Below are 19,217 nucleotides of genomic sequence, written 5' to 3' on the forward strand. Positions count from 1 at the left end.
GCATCAGGGTAGGGCTCCGGGCGGTCACCGAGGTCGCCCGCCGCGGCGCGCGGGACCGTGGAGACATGACCTCTCCGAATCCCTCCCACGCCCCGTACAAGCAGCTCCGCCGCCCGGTCAGCGACCGCATGATCGCCGGCGTGGCGAGCGGCCTCGGCCGCTACTTCGCCGCCGACCCCACACTGATCCGGGTGATCTTCGCGACCGCCACGGTGCTCACCGGCGGGCTCGCCGCGCTCGCGTACCCGATCATGTGGTTCCTGATGCCCGAGGAGCCGGCCGGCGCGCCCGCCTGGCCGCACCCGCCGGGCACCGCGCCCGGGTGGCCGCCGGTCCCGCCGACCGGGCCGGACGCCGGACCGCCGCCCGCGGCCTGAGCGGCGTCACTCCCACTCGATGGTGCCCGGCGGCTTGCTCGTCACGTCCAGGACCACGCGGTTGACCTCGGCGACCTCGTTCGTGATCCGGGTGGAGATCCGGGCCACCACGTCGTAGGGCAGCCGGGACCAGTCGGCGGTCATCGCGTCCTCGCTGGAGACCGGGCGCAGCACCACCGGGTGACCGTAGGTGCGCCCGTCACCCTGCACCCCGACGCTGCGGACGTCGGCCAGCAGCACCACCGGGAACTGCCAGACGCCCCGGTCCAGGCCGGCAGTGGTCAGCTCCTGCCGGGCGATCAGGTCGGCCTTGCGGAGCACGGCGAGACGCTCCTCGTCGACCGCGCCGATGATCCGGATGGCCAGGCCCGGGCCGGGGAACGGGTGCCGCCAGATCATCGCCTCGGGCAGGCCCAGCTCCAGGCCGATCGTGCGAACCTCGTCCTTGAACAGCGTGCGCAGCGGCTCGACCAGTGAGAACTTCAGGTCCTCCGGGAGGCCGCCGACGTTGTGGTGGCTCTTGATGTTGGCGGTGCCGGTGCCGCCGCCGGACTCCACCACGTCCGGGTAGAGCGTGCCCTGCACGAGGTATTCCACGTCGCCGTGCGCCGCGATCTCCCGGGCGGCGGCCTCGAAGACCCGGATGAACTCCCGGCCGATGATCTTGCGCTTCTGCTCCGGGTCGGTCACCCCGGCCAGCGCGCCGAGGAACCGCTCCCGCGCGTCGACCACCTTCAGCTTGATGCCGGTGGCGGCGACGTAGTCCTTCTCGACCTGCTCGGCCTCACCGGCCCGCAGCAGGCCGTGGTCCACGAACACGCAGGTGAGCTGGTCGCCCACGGCGCGGTGCACGAGCGCCGCGGCGACCGCCGAGTCGACGCCGCCGGAGAGACCGCAGATGACCTCCTTGTCGCCGATCTGCTCGCGGATCCGGGCGACCTGCTCGTCGATGATGTTCGACGGCGTCCACGTCGGTTCGATGCCGGCGATGTCGTACAGGAAGCGGGTGAGCATCTCCTGACCGTGCGCGGTGTGCCCGACCTCCGGGTGGAACTGCACGCCGGCGCGGCGGCCGGCCAGGTCCTCGAACGCGGCGACCGGGGCGCCCGCCGACTCGGCGGTGACGGTGAAGCCCTCCGGCGCCTCGGTGACGCAGTCGCCGTGGCTCATCCAGACCGGCAGGTCGGCCGGGAGGTCGCGCAGCAGCACACCGGGCTCGGTCAGGCGCGGGCGCAGCGGGGTGCCGCCGTACTCGCGGTTGCCGGTGCGCGCGACGGTGCCACCGAGCGCCTGGGCCATGGCCTGGAAGCCGTAACAGATGCCGAAGACCGGCACGTCGGCGGTGAACACGCCGGCGTCGATCTGGGGCGCGTCCGGCGCGTACACGCTGGCCGGACCGCCGGACAGGATGATCGCGGCGGGGTTCTTCGCCAGCATCTCGGACACCGGCATGGAGTGCGGGACGATCTCCGAGTAGACCTTCGCCTCGCGGACACGGCGCGCGATGAGCTGGGCGTACTGGGCTCCGAAGTCCACCACGAGGACGGGGCGAGGCGTGCTCATGTGCGCAAAGCCTACCGACAGTCACCGGGCGCGCGGACGCGCCCCGGCGGTGTGGCGGGGTGAATGTGTTAACAGGGGCCCCTTCCTCTACCGGAGGCGTTAAGAAGGGGCCCTTCCTTTCACCGCAGGGCGGCGGGGGCGTGCGCGGGGACGGCCGGCCGCCGCGGCGGGACCGGCGCGACCCGGGTGTACGGCGAGCCGAGCGCCGGACGCGGGTCCGCCTCGTCCTTGTTCGGCCAGTACGACATGGCCCGCTCGGCCTGCGCGGTGATCGTCAGCGACGGGTTGACGCCCAGGTTCGCCGAGACCGCCGCGCCGTCCACCACGTGCAGCCCCGGGTGGCCGTACACCCGGTGCCAGGGGTCGATGACGCCCTCGTCCGGGGAGGCGCCGATGACCGCGCCGCCGAGGATGTGCGCGGTGACCGGGATGTTGAACGGCTCGGTGACCGCCCCGCCCGGGGTGCCGCCGATCTCCTCGGCGAGCAGCCGGGCCGCCGTGTTGCCGGCCGGGATCCAGGTCGGGTTGGGCGCGCCGTGGCCGGGGCCGGAGACCAGCCGGCCCCGGCGGTAGCGGGTGGTCAGCGAGTTGTCGACCGACTGCATGACGAGCGCGATCACGGTGCGCTCGGACCAGCGGCGTACGGACAGCATCCGCGCCGCCAGCAGGGGCTGCCGGACGATGCTGCCCAGCCAGCGCCGGGCGCGGCGGGGACCGCCGTCGACGAGCAGCGACTGGAGCAGGCCCATCGCGTTGGAGCCCTTGCCGTACCGGACCGGCTCGATGTGGGTCTGCGGGTCGGGGTGGAACGAGCTGGTGATCGCCACCCCCTCGGTGAAGTCGAGGCCGCGCTTCCGGGCCGCGCCGGGCGCCACCGAGGCGCCGAGGATGGCCTCGGAGTTGGTGCGGGTCAGCTCGCCGAGGCGGGGCGAGAGCGCCGGCAGCGCGCCGGTCGCCTTCATCTCGTGCAGCAGCCGCTGGGTGCCGAGCGCGCCGGCCGCGAAGACGACCTGGTCGGCGTGGATCACCTCGCGCCGCTTGCGCAGCCAGGCGCCGGTGCGTTCGGTGTGCACCGCGTAGCCGCCGGCCGGGTCGGGGCGGACGGCGGTCACGGTGGTCAGCGGGTGCACCTGCACGCCGAGCCGCTCGGCCAGCCAGAGGTAGTTCTTCACGAGCGTGTTCTTGGCGCCGTGCCGGCAGCCGGTCATGCACGAACCGCAGTGGCTGCACCCGGTGCGGTCCGGGCCGGCCCCGCCGAAGTACGGGTCGGCCACCCGCTCGCCCGGCCGCCCGATGTGCACGCCGACCGGCGTCGGGTGGTAGGTGTGCGCCACCCCCATCCGCTCGGCCACCGCGCGGACGGCCCGGTCCGCGCGGGTGTCGATCGGGTACGTGGTGACGCCGAGCATCCGCTTCGCCTGGTCGTAGTGGCGGGCCAGTTCGTCGCGCCAGTCGGTGATGTCGCGCCACTGCGGGTCGGCGTAGAACGCGTCGAGCGGCTCGTAGAGCGTGTTCGCGTAGACGAGCGAGCCGCCGCCCACCCCGGCGCCGGAGAGCACGAGCACGCCGCCGCCGGCCTTGCGGTCGGCCGAGCGCAGCAGCGTGATCCGCTGGAGCCCGAAGCAGCCGAGCCGGGGCGCCCAGAGGAACCGTCGCGCCCGCCAGGACGTACGCGGGAACTCGTCGTCGGCGAAGCGCCGCCCGGCCTCCAGGACGCCGACCGAGTAACCCTTCTCGGCCAGCCGCAGCGCGGTGACGCTGCCGCCGAACCCGGACCCGATGACGACCACGTCGTAGCGCATGGACGCATCATTACCGACGAGTAGCTATAGCGCCAACGAGACCTTTTCGCACATCATGCAGAGCGCTCGATCGCCGGGATTCCCACCACTGCAACCTCTGGGCCCTCCTGGCGCGTCGAATCACACGGGGAGGCACGAACGTGACGAGACGACGCCTGCTGGGCCTGGCCGCGCTGGTGGCCGCGCTGCTGGTCGCCACCGGAGCGGTGGTGACCACCCGGCTGGTGGCGAACCGTCCGGCCGCCCCGGCCGCCGGCCCGAGCACCACGCCACCGGCCTCGCCGACGCCCGCCCCGACCACCGCCAGCCCGACGCCGCCGCCCGGCGCCGACCTGAAAGGCCCGCTCAACCTGCTGCTCGTCGGCGTCGACACCCGGGTCAGCATCCCCGGCTGGGAGCCGCACGCCGACGCGGTGCTGCTGCTGCACGTACCCGCCGGGCTGGACCGGGCGTACCTGTTCTCGCTCCCCCGCGACCTGGTGGTGGACATCCCCGCCTACCCGAAGGCGCGCTACCCGGGCGGCCGGACCAAGCTCACCCACGCGATGAGCTACGGCAGCCGGGTGCCGGGCGACAAGGCCAACCCCAGCACCGCCCAGGGGTACGAGCTGCTGCGCACCACCGTCACCCGCTACACCGGGCTGCGCATCGACGCCGGCGCGGTGATCACGTTCGGCGGCTTCGACAAGCTGGTGGACACGCTCGGCGGGGTGGACCTCTACGTCGACCAGCGGGTCGAGTCCCGGCACCGCCGCCCGGACGGCACCATGCGGACGCTGACCGGCGGCGGCTACACCGGGCCGCAGATGGTCTACGAGAAGGGCACCCGCCACCTGACCGGCTGGCAGGCGCTGGACTACGCGCGGCAGCGCTACACCGCGGGCGGCGACTACACCCGGCAGCGGCACCAGCAGCAACTGCTCCGGGCGCTGGCCCGCAAGATCGTCGACCAGGGCACCGCGCGCGACCCGCAGCGGGTCGAGCAGGTGGTCGCCGCGCTCGGCAAGACCCTGGTGTACGCCGGAGGCGGCCGCGACCTGGTCGACTTCGCATACGCCCTCGGTGGCCTGCCCGCCGACCGGCTCACGCTCGTCGTGCTGCCCGGCGCCGGGGTGAGCAGCGGCGGCGCGTACCGGGGCGAGCAGCTCAAACCGCTGGGCCGCGACTTCCTCACCGCGCTGCGCGACGGGCGGGCCGACGCCTTCCTGACCGCCCACCCGTCGCTGCGCGTCAAGAACTGAGGACCTACAGCGGTTTCGGGGCGGGCGGGCGCTCGGTGCCGTACAGCCACGGGTCGAAGACCTTCGCCAGCTTCTTGCCCGAGACCCGCTCGGCCAGCGCGACGAAGTCGGCTGTGGTGGCGTTGCCGTTCTTCCGCTCCGCCGCCCAGGTACGCAGGACGGTGAAGAACGCGGTGTCGCCCACCGCCACCCGCAGCGCGTGCACAGTCATCCCGCCCCGGTCGTAGACCGAGCGGCTGAACAGGTTCTCCACCCCCGGCTTGCCCGGCGGCGTCCGCCACACCTGCGAGCCGGCGTTCGCGTACTTCTGCTCGAACGTGCGCTGCACTGTGGTCGAGCCGCTGTGCTCGGCCCACAGCCACTCGGCGTACGTGGCCAGCCCTTCGTTGAGCCAGATGTCCTGCCAGCGCTGGATCGACACGCTGTTGCCGTACCACTGGTGGGCCAGCTCGTGCGCGACCACGCCGGTGTTGTCGCCCTGCCGGAAGAAGCTGGCCGAGTAGACCGGACGGCTCTGCGTCTCCAGCGCGTACCGGATCCGGTCGTCGTCGATCACCACGCCGCCGTACGAGTCGAACGGGTACGGCCCGAAGACGCTCTCCAGGTAGTCGGCGACCTCGACGGTACGCGCGATCGACCGGTCCGGGGCGCCCTGGGGCAGCTGCGTGGTGACCGCGCTGTACACCGGCCGCCCCTTGTGCTCGCCGGTGGTGACCCGGAACTTCCCGATCGCCACGGTGGTCAGGTAGCTGGCCGCCGGCGCGCCCTCCGACCATTTCCAGGTGGTCCAGTCGCCGCTTGTCGACTTCCCCTTCGGCACGCCGTTGGAGACCGCCGTCAGTCCCTTCGGGACGGTGATCTCGAAGTCGTAGGTCGCCTTGTCCGACGGGTGGTCGTTCACCGGGAACCAGGTGCTCGCCGACTCCGGCTGACCGAGCGCGATCGCCCCGTCCGAGGTGTGCAGCCAGCCGCCCTCGCCCAGCGACTCGGTACGCAGCGGCTCCGGCCGCCCGTCGTACCGGATCTCGGCGGTGAACCCGTTGCCGGAGGTCAGCCCGGTGGCCGGGGTGACCACCAGTTCGTTGCCGGTACGGCTGTGCCGGGCGGCGGCGCCGTCCACAGTCACCGAGCGGACGGTCAGCCCGGCCAGGTCCAGGTTGAACGCGGACAGGTCGGCGGTCGCGGTGGCCCGCAGCGTGGTGGTGCCGTTGAGCTTGTCCGTCTCCGGGTCGTAGCGCACCTTCACCGTGTAGTGCGCGACGTCGTAGCCGCCGTTGCCGTAGCTCGGGAAGTAGGGGTCCCCGGCGCCGGGCGCGCCCGCCGCGAAGCTGCGCGTGGCCGCCGGGGCGGCAGTGGTGGAAGCCGCCGGTCCCGGGTCCGGCTCGGCCGAGCCGCAGCCGGCCACCAGCAGCGTCGTGCAGGCCAGCAGCCCGAGCCGTCGTCGTCCGCCGCGCCGCGTCATCGCCTCGATCCCTCCGGGGTCCCGAACAGCGGCCCCGCCCACGGGCCGCTCCGCCCGCGGCAGCCTACCCAGCGGCGGTCACGCCCACGTCACGGCAGTCCCGGTGGCGTCGCGCCGACCAGCCAGGCGTCCAGCAGCGTCCGCAACGGACGCCCCGACGTGCGTTCGGCGTACCCGACGAAGTCGGCGGTGGTGACGTTGCCGTTGCGGTGCTGCGCCAGCCAGCCGCGCAGCACCCGGTAGAACGTCTCGTCGCCGACCGCGCGGCGCAGCGCGTGCACCGCGAGCGCGCCCCGCTGGTAGACCGCGTCGCCGAACATCCCGGACCGGCCCGGGTCGACAGTGGGCTTCGACCAGTCGGTGTCCGCGTACCGCTCGGCGACCGTCTGCGCCACCGTCCGGCCGCCGTCGTGCTCGGCCCAGAGCCATTCGGCGTACGTGGCGAAGCCCTCGTTGAGCCAGATGTCGCTCCACCGGGCCACCGATACGCTGTCGCCGAACCACTGGTGGGCCAGCTCGTGCGCGACCACTTCGGTGTTCGGGCGGTCGCCCCGGAAGAAGCCCGGCCCGTAGACCGGCCGGCTCTGCGTCTCCAGCGCGTACCGGATGCGCTCGTCGGCCACCACGATCCCGCCGTACGCCTCGAACGGGTACGGACCGAACCGCTCGGCCAGGAAGTCGGCGATCTCACCGGTGCGGGCCACCGACGCGGCGGCCGGCCCGTCCTCGGGCAGCGCCTCGGCGACGGCGGTGACCAGCGGCTTGCCCGCGTGCGTGCCGGTGCTGACCCGGTAGTCGCCGATCACCAGCGTGCTCAGGTAGCTGGCCATCGGCGCGCGCTCCGACCAGCGCCAGGTGGTCCAGCCGCCGCTTGACGTCTTGCCCTGCGGCACGCCGTTCGCGAGCGCGGCGAGCCCGTCCGGCACGGTGACCGTGAAGTCGTAGGTCGCCTTGTCCGACGGGTGGTCGTTCACCGGGTACCAGGTGCTCGCCGACTCCGGCTGGCCGAGCGCGATCGCGCCGTCCGGTGTGGCGTGGAAGCCGCCGTCGCCGAGTTCGGCGTTCGGCAGCGGTTGCGGCACCCCGCCGTACGTCACCTCGACGGTGAGCCGCTTCCCCGGCGGCAGCCCGCGCGGCGGGGTGACGATCAGCTCGGCGCCGTCGTGGCGGTGCTCGGCCGCCTCCCCGTCCACCCGGACCCGCTCGACGTCCAGCCCGGCCAGGTCGAGCTGGAACCGGGACAGCGCACGGGTGGTGGTGACGGTCAGCGTGGCCGTGCCGGTGAGCCTGTCGCCGGCCGGGTCGTAGCGCACGTCCAGCGCGTAGTGGCCCACGTCGTAGCCGCCGTTGCCGGCCCCCGGCACGTACGGGTCACCGGCGTCCGCCGCGCCCGGCCGGAACCCGTTGTCGTCGCCGCCCGTGCATCCGCTCACCGCCAGCGCCGCCACCAGCCCTGCCGCCCAGATCCGCCCCCGTCTCACCCGGCGAGCCTAGACGCGCGACGGCGCGGGCGGGGCCGGAACACGTCCGGGCCGCCGCCCGCGCCGTCATGCGGTGCTCAGCCGGTGCTCAGCGGTGCTCAGCGGTCGAGGACCAGCCCGACCTTCTGGAACTCCTTCAGGTCGCGGTAGCCGCACTTGGCCATCGCGCGGCGCAGGCCGCCGAAGAGGTTGAGCTGGCCGTCCGGCTCGTCGGCCGGGCCGAACAGCAGCTTCTCCATCGAGCCGAGCGGCTCGCCGGCCACCTCGAACGCGCCCCGGGGCAGCGACGGGTGGCTGGCCGCGGAGTGCCACCAGGCGCCACCGGCCGGCGCCTCCTCGCAGAGCGACAGCGGCTCGCCGAGCATCACCGCGTCCGCGCCGCAGCCGAGTGCCTTGGCGATGTCGCCGGAGGTCTGCATGTCGCCGTCGGCGATCAGGTGCACGTACCGGCCGCCGGTCTCGTCCAGGTAGTCGCGGCGGGCAGCGGCGGCGTCGGCGATCGCGGTGGCCATCGGCACCCGGATGCCGAGCACCGACTCGGTGGTCGACCAGTCGTCGCCGCCGATGCCCACGATCACACCGGCCGCGCCGGTACGCATCAGGTGCAGCGCGGTCTTGTAGTCGGTGCAGCCGCCGACGATGACCGGCAGGTCGAGGTCGGCGATGAACTCCTTGAGGTTCAGCGGCTCGTCGGTGGTGGAGACGTGCTCGGCCGAGACGAGCGTGCCCTGGATGACCAGGATGTCCACGCCGGCGTCGAGGATCACCGGGGCCAGCGCGAGGGTGTGCTGCGGCGATACCCGCACCGCCACCGTGCCGCCGCCCTCGCGCAGCTCGCGTACCCGCTCGGCGATCAGGTCGGGCCGGATCGGCTCGGCGTAGACCTCCTGGAGGCGCTTGGTCGCCCGCGCGTCCTCGCCGAGACCGGCCAGCTCCTCCAGCACCTTGGCCGGGTTCTCGTACCGGGTCCAGAGGCCCTCGACGTTGAGCACGCCGAGGCCGCCGAGCTGGCCCAGCCGGACCGCCGAGGCGGGGCTCATGGTCGCGTCCGAGGGGTGGCCGACGCAGGGGATGCCGAACTGGTACGCGTCGAGCTGCCACGCCGTGGAGACGTCGTCGACGTCCCGGGTGCGGCGACTCGGCACGATGGCGATGTCGTCCAGGTGGTAGCCGCGCTGCGCGGTCTTGCCCAGCCCGATCTCGACCACGTCACGCATGAGGGACTCCAGGTGGTTGGGGGTGGTGGGTCAGCGGGAGTGGTAGTTGGGCGCCTCGACCGTCATCTGGATGTCGTGCGGGTGGCTCTCCTTGAGCCCGGCCGCGGTGATCCGGATGAGCTGGCCACGCCGGTGCAGCTCCGGGATGCTCTCCGCGCCCACGTACCCCATGGCGGCGCGGAGGCCGCCGATGAGCTGGTGGGCGACGGCGGACAGCGGACCCCGGTAGGGCACCTGGCCCTCGACGCCCTCCGGGACCAGCTTGTCCTCGGCGAGCACGTCCTGCTGGAAGTAACGGTCCTTGGAGTAGGACTTGCCCTGGCCACGCGACTGCATCGCGCCGAGCGAGCCCATCCCCCGGTACGCCTTGTACTGCTTGCCGTTGATGAAGATCAGCTCGCCGGGGCTCTCCTCGCAGCCGGCCAGCAGGCTGCCGAGCATCACCGTGTCGGCGCCGGCGACGAGCGCCTTGGCGATGTCGCCGGAGTACTGGATGCCGCCGTCACCGATCACCGGCACGCCGGCCGGGCGGGCGGCACGGGCCGCCTCCATGATCGCGGTGATCTGCGGTACGCCGACCCCGGCCACGATCCGGGTGGTGCAGATGGCGCCCGGGCCGACGCCCACCTTCACGCCGTCCGCGCCGGCCTCGACGAGCGCCTTCGCGCCCGCGTACGTGGCGATGTTGCCGCCCACGATGTCGATGCTGACGTCCCGCTTGAGCCGGGCCACCATCTCCAGCACGGCCCGCTGGTGGCCGTGCGCGGTGTCCACGATGACCACGTCCACGCCGGCGTCGACCAGGGCACGGGCCCGCTTGTAGCCGTCCTCGCCCACGCCCACCGCGGCGGCGACCCGGAGCCGGCCCGCGTCGTCCTTGGTCGCGTTCGGGTACTGCTCGCTCTTGGTGAAGTCCTTCACCGTGATCAGGCCGCGCAGCTTGCCGCCCGCGTCCACGATCGGCAGCTTCTCGATCTTGTGCTGGCGCAGCAGGCCGAGCGCGTCGTCCTTGCTCACGCCGACCGGGGCGGTGATCAGCGGGGTGCGCGTCATGATCTCGCGGACCGGCGTGGCCGGGTCGGAGACGAAGCGCATGTCGCGGTTGGTGACGATGCCGACCAGCTGGCCCTGCCCGTCGATCACCGGCACGCCGGAGATGCGGTAGCGACCGCAGAGCGCGTCGACCTCGCGCAGCGTGTCGTCCGGGCTGGCGGTCACCGGGTTGGTGATCATGCCGGACTCGGAGCGCTTCACCAGGTCGACCTGGAGCGCCTGGTCCTCCACCGACAGGTTGCGGTGCAGCACGCCGATGCCGCCCTGGCGGGCCATGGCGATCGCCATCCGCCCCTCGGTGACCGTGTCCATCGCGCTGGACAGCAGCGGCACGGTCAGCTCGATGTTGCGGGTCAGGCGGGTACGGGTGTTCACCCGGCTGGGTACGACGTCCGACTCGCCCGGCTGCAGGAGCACGTCGTCGAAGGTCAACCCGAGCGGTACCACCCGGGCCGAACCGGCCGGCAGCTCGGGCAGATGGCCACCCAGCTCCCCGCCGTCGGTGCCGGCCGGGATCTCGGTGCTGGGCGAATTCTCCACGATTGCTCCCCTGAGCTGGTCGATCGGGCTGCAGCGAGGCGGCGCGCGGGGGCACCGGCAGGCGCCTGGTGACGGCGCGTCGCCTCATGGTACCCACTGGCCCGTTCCCGTCCGGGCAGCGGCGGGCCCGGGGGTAGGCCGGGCCACAGCGCGGCCTGGGGCGGGCTTTCCGGCGGCCCGGGGACTACGGTGAGGGGGTGCACGACGAGCCCATCGACCCGTTCAACGGCGACCCCGCCGATCCGGCTGCCGGTCTGCACGATCCCGGCGACGACGACGCGCTCGACCCGCTGACCGACGTCGAACGCCAGGACGTGCTGGAGGACCTCGCCGATCTGGAGATCTACCAGGCGCTGCTCCAGCCGATCGGGGTGCGCGGCCTGGTGATCGAGTGCGAGGACTGCCGCGAGCCGCACTACTTCGACTGGGACCTGCTGCGCGGAAACCTGCGCCACCTGCTCAACTCGGGGCGCCCCCGGGTGCACGAACCGGCCTACGACCCGGACCCGGACCATTACGTGAGCTGGGACTACGCCCGTGGCTACGCCGACGGCGTGCACGACACGCTCACCGAGGGCACCGACGACTCCGCGTCGGAGTGACTCCGGCCCGGGTCAGGCGACCAGGCCGGCCCGGAATCCGGCCGCCACGGCGTGTGCCCGGTCCCGCGCCCCGAGCTTGCGGAACAACCGTCGGGCGTGCGTCTTGACCGTGTCCTCGGAGACGAACAACTCCCGCCCGATCTCCGCGTTGCTCTTGCCCTCGGCCATGCCGAGCAGCACCTGAAGCTCCCGCTCGGTCAGCCCGATGGCGCCGCGCGGCGTCCGGGCCGGCCGCTGACCGGTGCCCGGGCGGGCCGCCTCCGCCGCGTCGGCCGCCGCCGGATCCTCCGCGTCCTCACCCCGCTGCACCGGCACCACCGTGGGCAGGCCGGCCGCGTCCACCGGCGCCGCCGCCGGCCAGCCGGGCCCACCCGGGGTACGCCCCGCCGACCGGGTCGGACCGCCGACCGCTGCCGCGTCCCGGGCGGTGTCCGCCACCCGGTGCCTGTTGCTCCGGCCGGGAGCGGAGAGCAGCAGCAGCGCCTTGGCGACCGCGCTGGTCAGATCGTGGTCCGCGTTCTGGATCAGGCCGCGCGCTCCGGCGCTGATGGTGGCCGCCGCCGACTCCGACTCCTCGGCCCCGAGCAGCAGCACCGCCGCCTGCGGCGCGCGGGCCAGCACCCGGCGCACGAAACCGGCGCTGTCCGGCCGGGTCAGCGCGGTGTCGGCGAGCACCACGTCCACCGGGCGCTCGGCGAGCCGCAACATCACCTCCGGATCGGAGACGGCCGTCCGGACGACGCCGGACAGCCCGAGCCGCGCCGCCGCGGAGGTCAGATGCTGGGCCGCCAATGGTGTCCGAACGCACACAAGAACACTACGCACAGTGGTCTCCTCTCCGACTCAGAGCAGACCATGCGGAGGTGGGCTCGGGAGGGGGTTCCGGGCAATCATCCGAACTTTTCCGACAGATGGGGCATATGCCACCGATTGTCCGAGGTTTTCGATCACAGATGTGTGAGGCGCGGACCGCTCGGGTACCGAGGGGTTCATCCGGAACCGGCATCCCGCGCGGACCGCCGCCCGGTAGCTGGCCACGAACATTCTCCGCGGTGCCGCGCGGGAGGAGGGGTGCTGATGTCGAACGTACGTAGGCTGCCTGGACCGATCGACGAGCTCTGGGACTGGCAGCGGCTCGGGGCCTGCCGTGGCCGCGACAGCGCGCAGTTCTTCCACCCGGACGGCGAGCGCGGCTCCTCCCGGCTGCGCCGCGAGATGGGCGCCAAGTCCGTCTGCCGCGCCTGCCCGGTACGCGCCGAGTGCGCCGCCCACGCGCTCTCCGTACGCGAGCCGTACGGCGTCTGGGGCGGGTTCAGCGAGTCCGAGCGGCTGCGTCTGCTCGCGCTCGGCTGGGAGGACCTGGCCGACCGCCGCCAGACCAAGGTGGACATCGCCCGGCTGGAGGCGCGCCTCGGCCGCCCGCACAACACCGCCGTGCCGGACCAGCGCAAGGTCGCCTGACCGGCTTCACGACCCCCGACACCGCGCCCCGGATCCCGGGGCGCGGCGTCGTGTCGTGGCCCGGGGCATCCGCTGGCCCCCGCACCCCGGCGCGGTGAAGGCCGCCGCTGGGCGACTCGCCTACCGTTTCGAATACCAGGATCGGCGTTCCAGAGGCTAGGACACCACATAGATCTTGGTATGAAACGGCCCTTATAGGGGCCGTTTCATACCAAGATCTCTTTCGTGAGCGCTCGGAAGTCTGGACTCAGGCCGGAGCCAAGCGGCGCGCACCCGATCGGCAGGCACCCGCCAGTGGCACGGGCAGGCCATCTCCCCACCGAGAGCGGTCCTCGCGACGGTGCGGGTCAGGTGACTGTGACCCTTACCGTGTGCCATCCCGTCGCGCCGTCCGGGGCGACCGGGGCGCGCTGTTCCGTCTGGGTCTCGCCGGTGCTGTCGGTCGCCCGGACCTGGAGCGTGTGCTCGCCCGGTGTGGCGTCCCACCGCCAGGACCACTGAACCCAGGTGTCCGCCGACACCGCCGGGGCGAGCGTCGCCTCCTGCCAGGGGCCGCCGTCGACGCGCACCTCGACGCGCCGCACGCCCCTGTGCTGCGCCCACGCCACACCGGCGACGGTCACCGCACCGGCGGCGGGACGGCTGCGGGGCCGGGGCGTGTCGATCCGCGACTGCGTCTTGACCGGACCCTGCGCTGACCAGCCGCGCGGCACCCAGTACGCGTCGAAGTCGGCGAAGCTGGTCAGCTCCAGCTCGGTGATCCACTTGCACGCGGAGACGTACCCGTAGAGGCCTGGCACCACCATCCGCACCGGGAAGCCGTGCTGGATCGGCAGCGGCTCGCCGTTCATGCCGACCGCGAGCAGCGCGTCCCGCCCGTCGCGCAGCACCGAGGTGGGCGTGCCGCAGGTCCAGCCGTCGACGGCGCGCCCGACGACCTGGTCCGCCCCGTCCTCCGGGTCCGCCTCGTCCAGCAGTTCCCTGATCGGTACGCCGAGCCAGCGCGCGTTGCCGATCAGGTCGCCGCCCACCTCGTTGGAGACGCAGGCAAGCGTCACGTAGCGCTCGACCAGCGGGCGGGCGAGCAGGTCGTCGAAGCTCAGCTCGATCGGGTTGCGGACCCGCCCGTGGATGCGCAGCCGCCAGGTGACCGGGTCCACCTGCGGCACCACCAGCGCGGTGTCGATCCGGTAGAACTCCCGGTTCGGCGTGACGTACGGCGCGAGCCGGGACAGCGACAGGTCCGCTCCGGCGGGCACCGGTGGGGCGGGCGCGACCGGGGCGGGCAGCGTCACCGCGTCCCGGGCCGCCGATACGCCGCGCCGGCCGGCCAGCCAGTGCCCGCCCAGCCCGGCCACCGCCGCCGCGCCGGTGAGCAGCCCGGCGCCACGCAGGAACCGCCGCCGCGACTCCGCGTCGTCGTGCCAGACCGGCTCCCAGCCGCCCGGCGTCTCCCCCTCCCGGGCCAGCGCGGCGACCGCCGGAGGCAGGGCGGATGGCGGGGGCGACGCGGACGGCGGCTCGCTGTCCGCCGAAGCGGCCCCGTCGCGCTCCGCCGGACCGGTCCCGGCCCGGTCGCGTCGCACGGCGTCGGACCGGTCACGCCCCGGTCGCTTCCGATGCGCCGGGTCGGCGCTCAGCGGGCCGGCCACGAACGCCCACAGCGTCAGCGCGCCCAGTCCGCCGCCGACCAGGGAGGGCAGCGCGTCGAAGGCGTCCGCGCCGGCCCGGGTCAGCGCGGCGGCGACACCGAGCGCGGCGAACGCGGCGATGCCGGCCAGGCCGATCACCAGCCGCCGGGCCGCTGCCAGGCCCAGCAGCGCGCCGAAGACGGCCAGCAGCAGCGCCGTCCCCATCAGCAGCGCGATCTTGTCGTACGTGCCGAAGACGTCGATGGCGAACTGCTTGAGCGGCTCGGGCACCAGGTCGACCACGAGTCCGCCGACGGCGACGAGTGGAGCGGACCGGGGGCCGGTCAGGACCGCCACGGGTTCGGCGGCGCCGAGCGCCACCACGGCGGCGACGACACCGGCCGGCGCCGCCCGGCGGGGGGAGAGGGTGCTCACGGGCTCCAGTCTGGTCGCCCCGCGGGCCCGGCTGCCAATCTCGTCAGCGATCCGTAAGGACATATGCGTCAGGGCACACCACCGGGTCGGCGGTGTGCCCTGACGTCGGGCGTACTCCTCGGGTCAGAAGCCCGGGCCGTGCTGGTGGCCGTGCCCGTGCGAGTGGCCGTGGCCACCGGCGGCCGGCTCCGGCTCGGCCGGCTTCTCCACCACGAGGCTCTCGGTGGTGAGCAGCAGGCCGGCGATCGAGGCGGCGTTGCTGACCGCGTTGCGGGTCACCTTCACCGGGTCGATGATGCCGGACTTGGCCAGGTCGACGTACTCGCCGGTGGCGGCGTCGAGGCCGTGGCCCCAGTCCTTGCCGACGACCTTCTGCACCACCACGTAGCCGTCGTGGCCGGCGTTCTGGGCGATCCAGCGCAGCGGCTCGACGAGCGACTTGCGCACGATCGAGACGCCGACCTTCTCGTCACCGGTGAAGCCCAGGTCGTCGTCGAGCGCCGGCAGGATCTGGGCCAGGGCGGCGCCGCCACCCGGGACCGTGCCCTCCTCGACCGCGGCCTTGGTCGCGGCGATGGCGTCCTCGATGCGGTGCTTGCGCTCCTTCATCTCGACCTCGGTGGCCGCGCCGACCTTGATCACGGCGATGCCGCCGGAGAGCTTCGCCAGCCGCTCGGCCAGCTTCTCCCGGTCCCACTCCGAGTCGGAGGCCTCGATCTCCTTGCGGATCTGGGCGACCCGGTCGGCGACCTCGGAGGCCTGCCCGCCACCGTCGACGACAGTGGTGTTCTCCTTGTCGACCACGACGCGGCGGGCGGTGCCGAGCACCTCCAGGCCGACCTGGTCGAGCTTGTAGCCCAACTCCGGGGCGACCAGCTCGGCGCCGGTCAGGATCGCCATGTCCTGGAGCATCGCCTTGCGGCGGTCGCCGAAGCCGGGGGCCTTGACCGCGCAGACCTTGACGGTCTTGCGCAGCGCGTTGACCACGAGCGTCGACAGGGCCTGGCCCTCGACGTCCTCGGCGACGATGAGCAGCGGCTTGTTGTTCTGGAGAACCTTCTCCAGCAGCGGCAGCAGCTCCTCGATCGCCGAGATCTTCTGCGTGGTGATCAGGATGTACGGGTCCTCCAGGACCGCCTCCTGCGCCTCCAGGTCGGTGACGAAGTTCGGCGAGATGAAGCCCTTGTCGAACTGGAGACCCTCGGTCACCTCCAGCTCGGTGGTGAGCGCGGAGCCCTCCTCGACGGTGATGACGCCGTCGCGGCCGACCTTCTCCATCGCCTCGGCGATCAGCTCACCGATCGCGGCGTCCTGCGCGGAGACGGTCGCGACGTGCGCGATCGACTCCTTGCCGGCGACCTCGACGGCCTTGTCGAGCAGCGCCTCGGAGACCTTGGCGGCCGCCGCGTCGATGCCCCGCTTCAGGCCGGTCGGGTTGGTGCCGGCGGCCACGTTGCGCAGGCCCTCGCGGACCATGGCCTGGGCCAGCACGGTGGCGGTGGTGGTCCCGTCGCCGGCGACGTCGTTGGTCTTGGTCGCCACCTCCTTGACCAGCTGCGCGCCGAGGTTCTCGTACGGGTTGGTGAGCTCGATCTCCTTGGCGATGGTCACGCCGTCGTTGGTGATCGTGGGCGCACCGAACTTCTTGTCCAGGACGACGTTGCGCCCGCGCGGGCCGAGGGTGACCTTGACCGCGTCCGCGAGGGCGTTGACACCGTGCTCGAGCAGGTGCCGGGCGTCGTCCGAGAAGCTGAGGATCTTCGCCATCAGTATCCCTTCGAAGCGACGTTGCCCCGGCCCGGCGAGCCGGACCGGGGCAACGACACTGATCGGTTGCTTACTTCTCGATGACCGCGAGGACGTCGCGGGCGGAGAGCACCAGGTACTCCTCGCCGGCGTACTTGACCTCGGTGCCGCCGTACTTCGAGTAGAGGACGGTGTCGCCGACCTTCACGTCGATCGGCACGCGGTTGCCCTTGTCGTCGATCCGGCCCGGGCCGACAGCGAGGACGGTGCCCTCCTGCGGCTTCTCCTTGGCGGTGTCGGGGATCACGATGCCCGAGGCGGTGGTGGTCTCGGCCTCGTTCGCCTGGACCACGATGCGGTCCTCGAGCGGCTTGATCGCAACCTTGGTCGCGGTAGTCACGGGCATACCCTCCCGGGTACTTGGTGTCGTTGCCGGCCGGGCGTGCCGACCAGCGTCAATCTGCCACATGCCACCGGGCGGGGCCGTCGTCGCGGGTGCCGGTCCGCCTGGCGCTCAACCCCCGGGCACGAGGCTCGGGCGTTGGCACCCTCAGGGTGAGAGTGCTAATCGCAGGTTATTCCTCGGCTAGCACTCCGTCAAGGAGAGTGCCAACGCGCGTCGCCCTTTGTGTCGCGCCGGAACCGGCCCGGGAGAATGGGCGCGTGGATCTCGACCTGCTCGCCGTGCTGCGTACCCCCGAGGGGTCGGCGGCGCTCGCCGCGGCCGGGCGGGTGGCCGGCGGCGACCCGCTGGCGGCGGCGGCCGCGCTGCGCTCGGCCGGGATTCCGGGCGACCTCGCCGCCGCCGCGCTGACCCAGGCCGAGCTGCGCCGCCGGGCAGCAGGCAAGTTCGGCGCGGCGGCGGCCGGGATGTTCCTCACCCGGCCCGGGCTGGAGCAGGCCACCCGCGGGGTGGTCGCCGGCCGCCGGGCCGCACGGCTGCGCGCCGCGGGCGTGACCACGCTGGCCGACCTGGGTTGCGGCCTGGGCGCCGACGCGCTCGCCGCTGCCCGCGCCGGCATCCGGGTGTACGCGGTGGAGGCCGACCCGCTGACCGCCGCGATGGCCGCCGCGAACGCCGAGGCGGCCGGGCTCGCCGATCTGGTGACAGTCGAGTGCGGCGACGCCACGGAGTTCGACGTGAGCCGCGTCGACGGCGCGTTCTGCGATCCGGCGCGGCGGCGGGCCGGCACCGGGCGGCGCGTCTTCGACCCGAACTCCTACTCCCCGCCGTGGGACTTCGTCACCGGTCTCGCCGCGCGGGTGCCGCGCACAGTGGTGAAGGTCGCGCCGGGGCTGGACCACACGCTGATCCCGGCGGGCGCCGAGGCGGAGTGGGTGAGCGTGGACGGCGACCTGGTCGAGGCCGCGCTCTGGTGCGGCGAGCTGGCCGAGGTCCCCCGCCGCGCCACCCTGCTGCGCGAGAAGGAGGGGCCCCTTCTTAACGCCTCCGGTAGTAAAAGGGTCCCTTCCTATCACCTCACCGGCACGGGCGCGCAGGAAGCGCCGGTGGGGCCGGTCCGGCGGTTCCTCTACGACCCGGACCCGGCGGTCGTCCGCGCGCACCTGGTCGCCGAGCTCGCTGCCGACCTCGACGCCACGCTCGCCGACCCGTCGATCGCCTACCTGTACGCCGACGAGCCCCGGCCCACCCCGTTCGCCCGCTGCCTGGAGATCACCGACGTGCTGCCGTTCTCGCTGAAGCGGCTGCGCGCCCTGCTGCGGGAACGCCGGGTCGGCCGGGTGGAGATCCGCAAGCGCGGGTCGGCGCTGGAGCCGGAGAAGCTGCGCCGTGACCTGCGGCTGTCCGGCGAGGCGGCGGCCGACCTGGTGCTGACCCGGGTGGCGGGCGACCCCACGGTGCTCGTGTGCCGGCCGGTTCCGGTCGGCGGCTGACCCGGCTCACGTTTCCAGCTCGCGGTGTCGCGGCGCGCGGGTTAGCTTGAGCCCGTGGCGGGCCCTGGCACTCCGGCGATCGCGTTGCTGAGCAAGCGGAAGATCGCCCACAGCATCCACCCGTACGACGTCTCGCCGGACGCGCCGAACTACGGCGCGCTCGTGGCCGCGGCGCTCGGGGTGGCGCCGGACCGGGTGTTCAAGTCGCTGGTCACCGAGGTCGACGGCGGGCTGACCGTGGCGGTGGTGCCGGTGACCGGCGAGCTGGACCTGAAGGCGCTGGCCGCCGCGGTGGGCGGCAAGCGCGCGGTGATGGCGGACCGGGCGGTGGCCGAGCGGGCGACCGGGTACGTGCGGGGCGGCATCAGTCCGCTCGGCCAACGTAAGCGGCTACCGACAGTCGTCGACTCCTCGGCGCTGGCGCACCCGACCATGTACGTGTCGGCGGGCCGCCGGGGATTGCAGGTGCAGCTCACGCCGACGGATCTGGTGGCGCTCACCGGGGCGGCCACGGCATCGATCGCCGCCACCTGAGCGGGCTCGTGACGGTACGTGTGGGAGCGTTCCCGGAGCGCGCTCTCCCGGCGGCGTCCCGCGGGTGACAACCGCGTTGCTGAATTGTTACCGCCGCCAACAAACTTCTGACCTCGGCAGTCTTGCGGCGCATGGGAGGCGGGGAATACGTTGCCGGACACAACAAAACATCACCA

The 19,217-nt window shown here is 73.2% G+C and carries 16 protein-coding genes; 6 read left to right on the plus strand and 10 right to left on the minus strand.

The window, feature by feature from the left end; genetic code table 11:
- The first annotated feature begins 65 nt into the window (after window positions 1-65).
- Window positions 66-377, plus strand: coding sequence for a PspC domain-containing protein (locus DQE82_RS29220; protein WP_043328343.1), 312 nt, complete (start codon window positions 66-68; stop codon window positions 375-377).
- Window positions 378-383: 6 nt separating this feature from the next.
- On the opposite strand, the gene guaA is transcribed toward DQE82_RS29220, so the two are convergent.
- Entirely contained in the window at window positions 384-1,940 is a 1,557-nt protein-coding gene (gene guaA, locus DQE82_RS29225; protein ID WP_043328342.1) for a glutamine-hydrolyzing GMP synthase, read from the minus strand.
- A 119-nt stretch (window positions 1,941-2,059) separates the two neighbouring features.
- A complete protein-coding gene (locus tag DQE82_RS29230; protein ID WP_064446571.1) occupies window positions 2,060-3,742 on the minus strand; it encodes an FAD-dependent oxidoreductase in 1,683 nt (560 codons plus the stop codon).
- A 140-nt stretch (window positions 3,743-3,882) separates the two neighbouring features.
- On the opposite strand from DQE82_RS29230, the gene DQE82_RS29235 reads away from it, so the two are divergent.
- Complete coding sequence (locus DQE82_RS29235; RefSeq protein ID WP_113974760.1) at window positions 3,883-4,983, plus strand: LCP family protein; 1,101 nt, start codon at window positions 3,883-3,885, stop codon at window positions 4,981-4,983.
- Between the two features lie 4 nt (window positions 4,984-4,987).
- On the opposite strand, the gene DQE82_RS29240 is transcribed toward DQE82_RS29235, so the two are convergent.
- The 4 genes from DQE82_RS29240 to guaB all read right to left on the minus strand — a co-directional run bounded on the left by DQE82_RS29240 (window position 4,988) and on the right by guaB (window position 10,736).
- Complete coding sequence (locus DQE82_RS29240; RefSeq protein WP_113974761.1) at window positions 4,988-6,445, minus strand: M1 family metallopeptidase; 1,458 nt, start codon at window positions 6,443-6,445, stop codon at window positions 4,988-4,990.
- An 89-nt stretch (window positions 6,446-6,534) separates the two neighbouring features.
- Window positions 6,535-7,926, minus strand: a complete 1,392-nt coding sequence (locus tag DQE82_RS29245) for a M1 family metallopeptidase (RefSeq protein WP_113974762.1) — start codon at window positions 7,924-7,926, stop codon at window positions 6,535-6,537.
- 98 nt (window positions 7,927-8,024) lie between these two features.
- Complete coding sequence (locus DQE82_RS29250; protein ID WP_043328337.1) at window positions 8,025-9,143, minus strand: GuaB3 family IMP dehydrogenase-related protein; 1,119 nt, start codon at window positions 9,141-9,143, stop codon at window positions 8,025-8,027.
- A gap of 30 nt (window positions 9,144-9,173) precedes the next feature.
- A complete protein-coding gene (gene guaB / locus DQE82_RS29255) occupies window positions 9,174-10,736 on the minus strand; it encodes an IMP dehydrogenase (RefSeq protein WP_064446576.1) in 1,563 nt (520 codons plus the stop codon).
- Between the two features lie 197 nt (window positions 10,737-10,933).
- On the opposite strand from guaB, the gene DQE82_RS29260 reads away from it, so the two are divergent.
- Entirely contained in the window at window positions 10,934-11,338 is a 405-nt protein-coding gene (locus DQE82_RS29260) for a DUF5319 domain-containing protein (RefSeq protein ID WP_043328334.1), read from the plus strand.
- Window positions 11,339-11,350: 12 nt separating this feature from the next.
- Here the strand turns inward: DQE82_RS29260 and DQE82_RS29265 are convergent, their stop codons facing one another.
- On the minus strand, window positions 11,351-12,163 hold the full coding sequence (locus DQE82_RS29265) for a response regulator transcription factor (RefSeq protein ID WP_113974763.1): 813 nt from the start codon (window positions 12,161-12,163) through the stop codon (window positions 11,351-11,353).
- Window positions 12,164-12,415: 252 nt separating this feature from the next.
- Between DQE82_RS29265 and DQE82_RS29270 the strand changes: the two genes are divergently transcribed.
- Complete coding sequence (locus DQE82_RS29270) at window positions 12,416-12,799, plus strand: WhiB family transcriptional regulator (protein ID WP_013288543.1); 384 nt, start codon at window positions 12,416-12,418, stop codon at window positions 12,797-12,799.
- Between the two features lie 347 nt (window positions 12,800-13,146).
- Here the strand turns inward: DQE82_RS29270 and DQE82_RS29275 are convergent, their stop codons facing one another.
- The 3 genes from DQE82_RS29275 to groES all read right to left on the minus strand — a co-directional run bounded on the left by DQE82_RS29275 (window position 13,147) and on the right by groES (window position 17,017).
- On the minus strand, window positions 13,147-14,865 hold the full coding sequence (locus DQE82_RS29275) for a molybdopterin-dependent oxidoreductase (RefSeq protein ID WP_113974764.1): 1,719 nt from the start codon (window positions 14,863-14,865) through the stop codon (window positions 13,147-13,149).
- A gap of 123 nt (window positions 14,866-14,988) precedes the next feature.
- On the minus strand, window positions 14,989-16,632 hold the full coding sequence (gene groL, locus DQE82_RS29280; protein WP_113974765.1) for a chaperonin GroEL: 1,644 nt from the start codon (window positions 16,630-16,632) through the stop codon (window positions 14,989-14,991).
- A gap of 70 nt (window positions 16,633-16,702) precedes the next feature.
- The gene (gene groES, locus DQE82_RS29285) at window positions 16,703-17,017 is read right to left on the minus strand and encodes a co-chaperone GroES (protein ID WP_018222648.1); all 315 of its coding nucleotides are present in this window, start codon (window positions 17,015-17,017) and stop codon (window positions 16,703-16,705) included.
- Window positions 17,018-17,274: 257 nt separating this feature from the next.
- Here groES and DQE82_RS29290 point away from each other — a divergent pair, with 257 nt between their 5' ends.
- Together DQE82_RS29290 and ybaK are read left to right on the plus strand one after the other, a co-directional pair.
- Window positions 17,275-18,507 carry a methyltransferase domain-containing protein gene (locus DQE82_RS29290; protein ID WP_113974766.1) on the plus strand — a complete coding sequence of 411 codons (1,233 nt, stop codon included), beginning with the start codon at window positions 17,275-17,277 and terminating at the stop codon, window positions 18,505-18,507.
- A gap of 54 nt (window positions 18,508-18,561) precedes the next feature.
- The gene (ybaK, locus tag DQE82_RS29295) at window positions 18,562-19,041 is read left to right on the plus strand and encodes a Cys-tRNA(Pro) deacylase (RefSeq protein WP_113974767.1); all 480 of its coding nucleotides are present in this window, start codon (window positions 18,562-18,564) and stop codon (window positions 19,039-19,041) included.
- Window positions 19,042-19,217: the final 176 nt, after the last annotated feature.

Source organism: Micromonospora sp. LHW51205, from assembly GCF_003315815.1.
In the GTDB taxonomy this organism is placed as follows: Bacteria; Actinomycetota; Actinomycetes; order Mycobacteriales; family Micromonosporaceae; genus Micromonospora; species Micromonospora chalcea.

What these genes read in the sequence shown, in the direction of transcription:
- groL (WP_113974765.1), bottom strand. Translation starts at nt 16,632, where the DNA reads ATGGCGAAGATCCTCAGCTTCTCGGACGACGCCCGGCACCTGCTCGAG.
- DQE82_RS29220 (WP_043328343.1), top strand. Translation starts at nt 66, where the DNA reads ATGACCTCTCCGAATCCCTCCCACGCCCCGTACAAGCAGCTCCGCCGC.
- DQE82_RS29250 (WP_043328337.1), bottom strand. Translation starts at nt 9,143, where the DNA reads ATGCGTGACGTGGTCGAGATCGGGCTGGGCAAGACCGCGCAGCGCGGC.
- groES (WP_018222648.1), bottom strand. Translation starts at nt 17,017, where the DNA reads ATGCCCGTGACTACCGCGACCAAGGTTGCGATCAAGCCGCTCGAGGAC.
- guaA (WP_043328342.1), bottom strand. Translation starts at nt 1,940, where the DNA reads ATGAGCACGCCTCGCCCCGTCCTCGTGGTGGACTTCGGAGCCCAGTAC.
- DQE82_RS29270 (WP_013288543.1), top strand. Translation starts at nt 12,416, where the DNA reads ATGTCGAACGTACGTAGGCTGCCTGGACCGATCGACGAGCTCTGGGAC.
- DQE82_RS29230 (WP_064446571.1), bottom strand. Translation starts at nt 3,742, where the DNA reads ATGCGCTACGACGTGGTCGTCATCGGGTCCGGGTTCGGCGGCAGCGTC.
- DQE82_RS29240 (WP_113974761.1), bottom strand. Translation starts at nt 6,445, where the DNA reads ATGACGCGGCGCGGCGGACGACGACGGCTCGGGCTGCTGGCCTGCACG.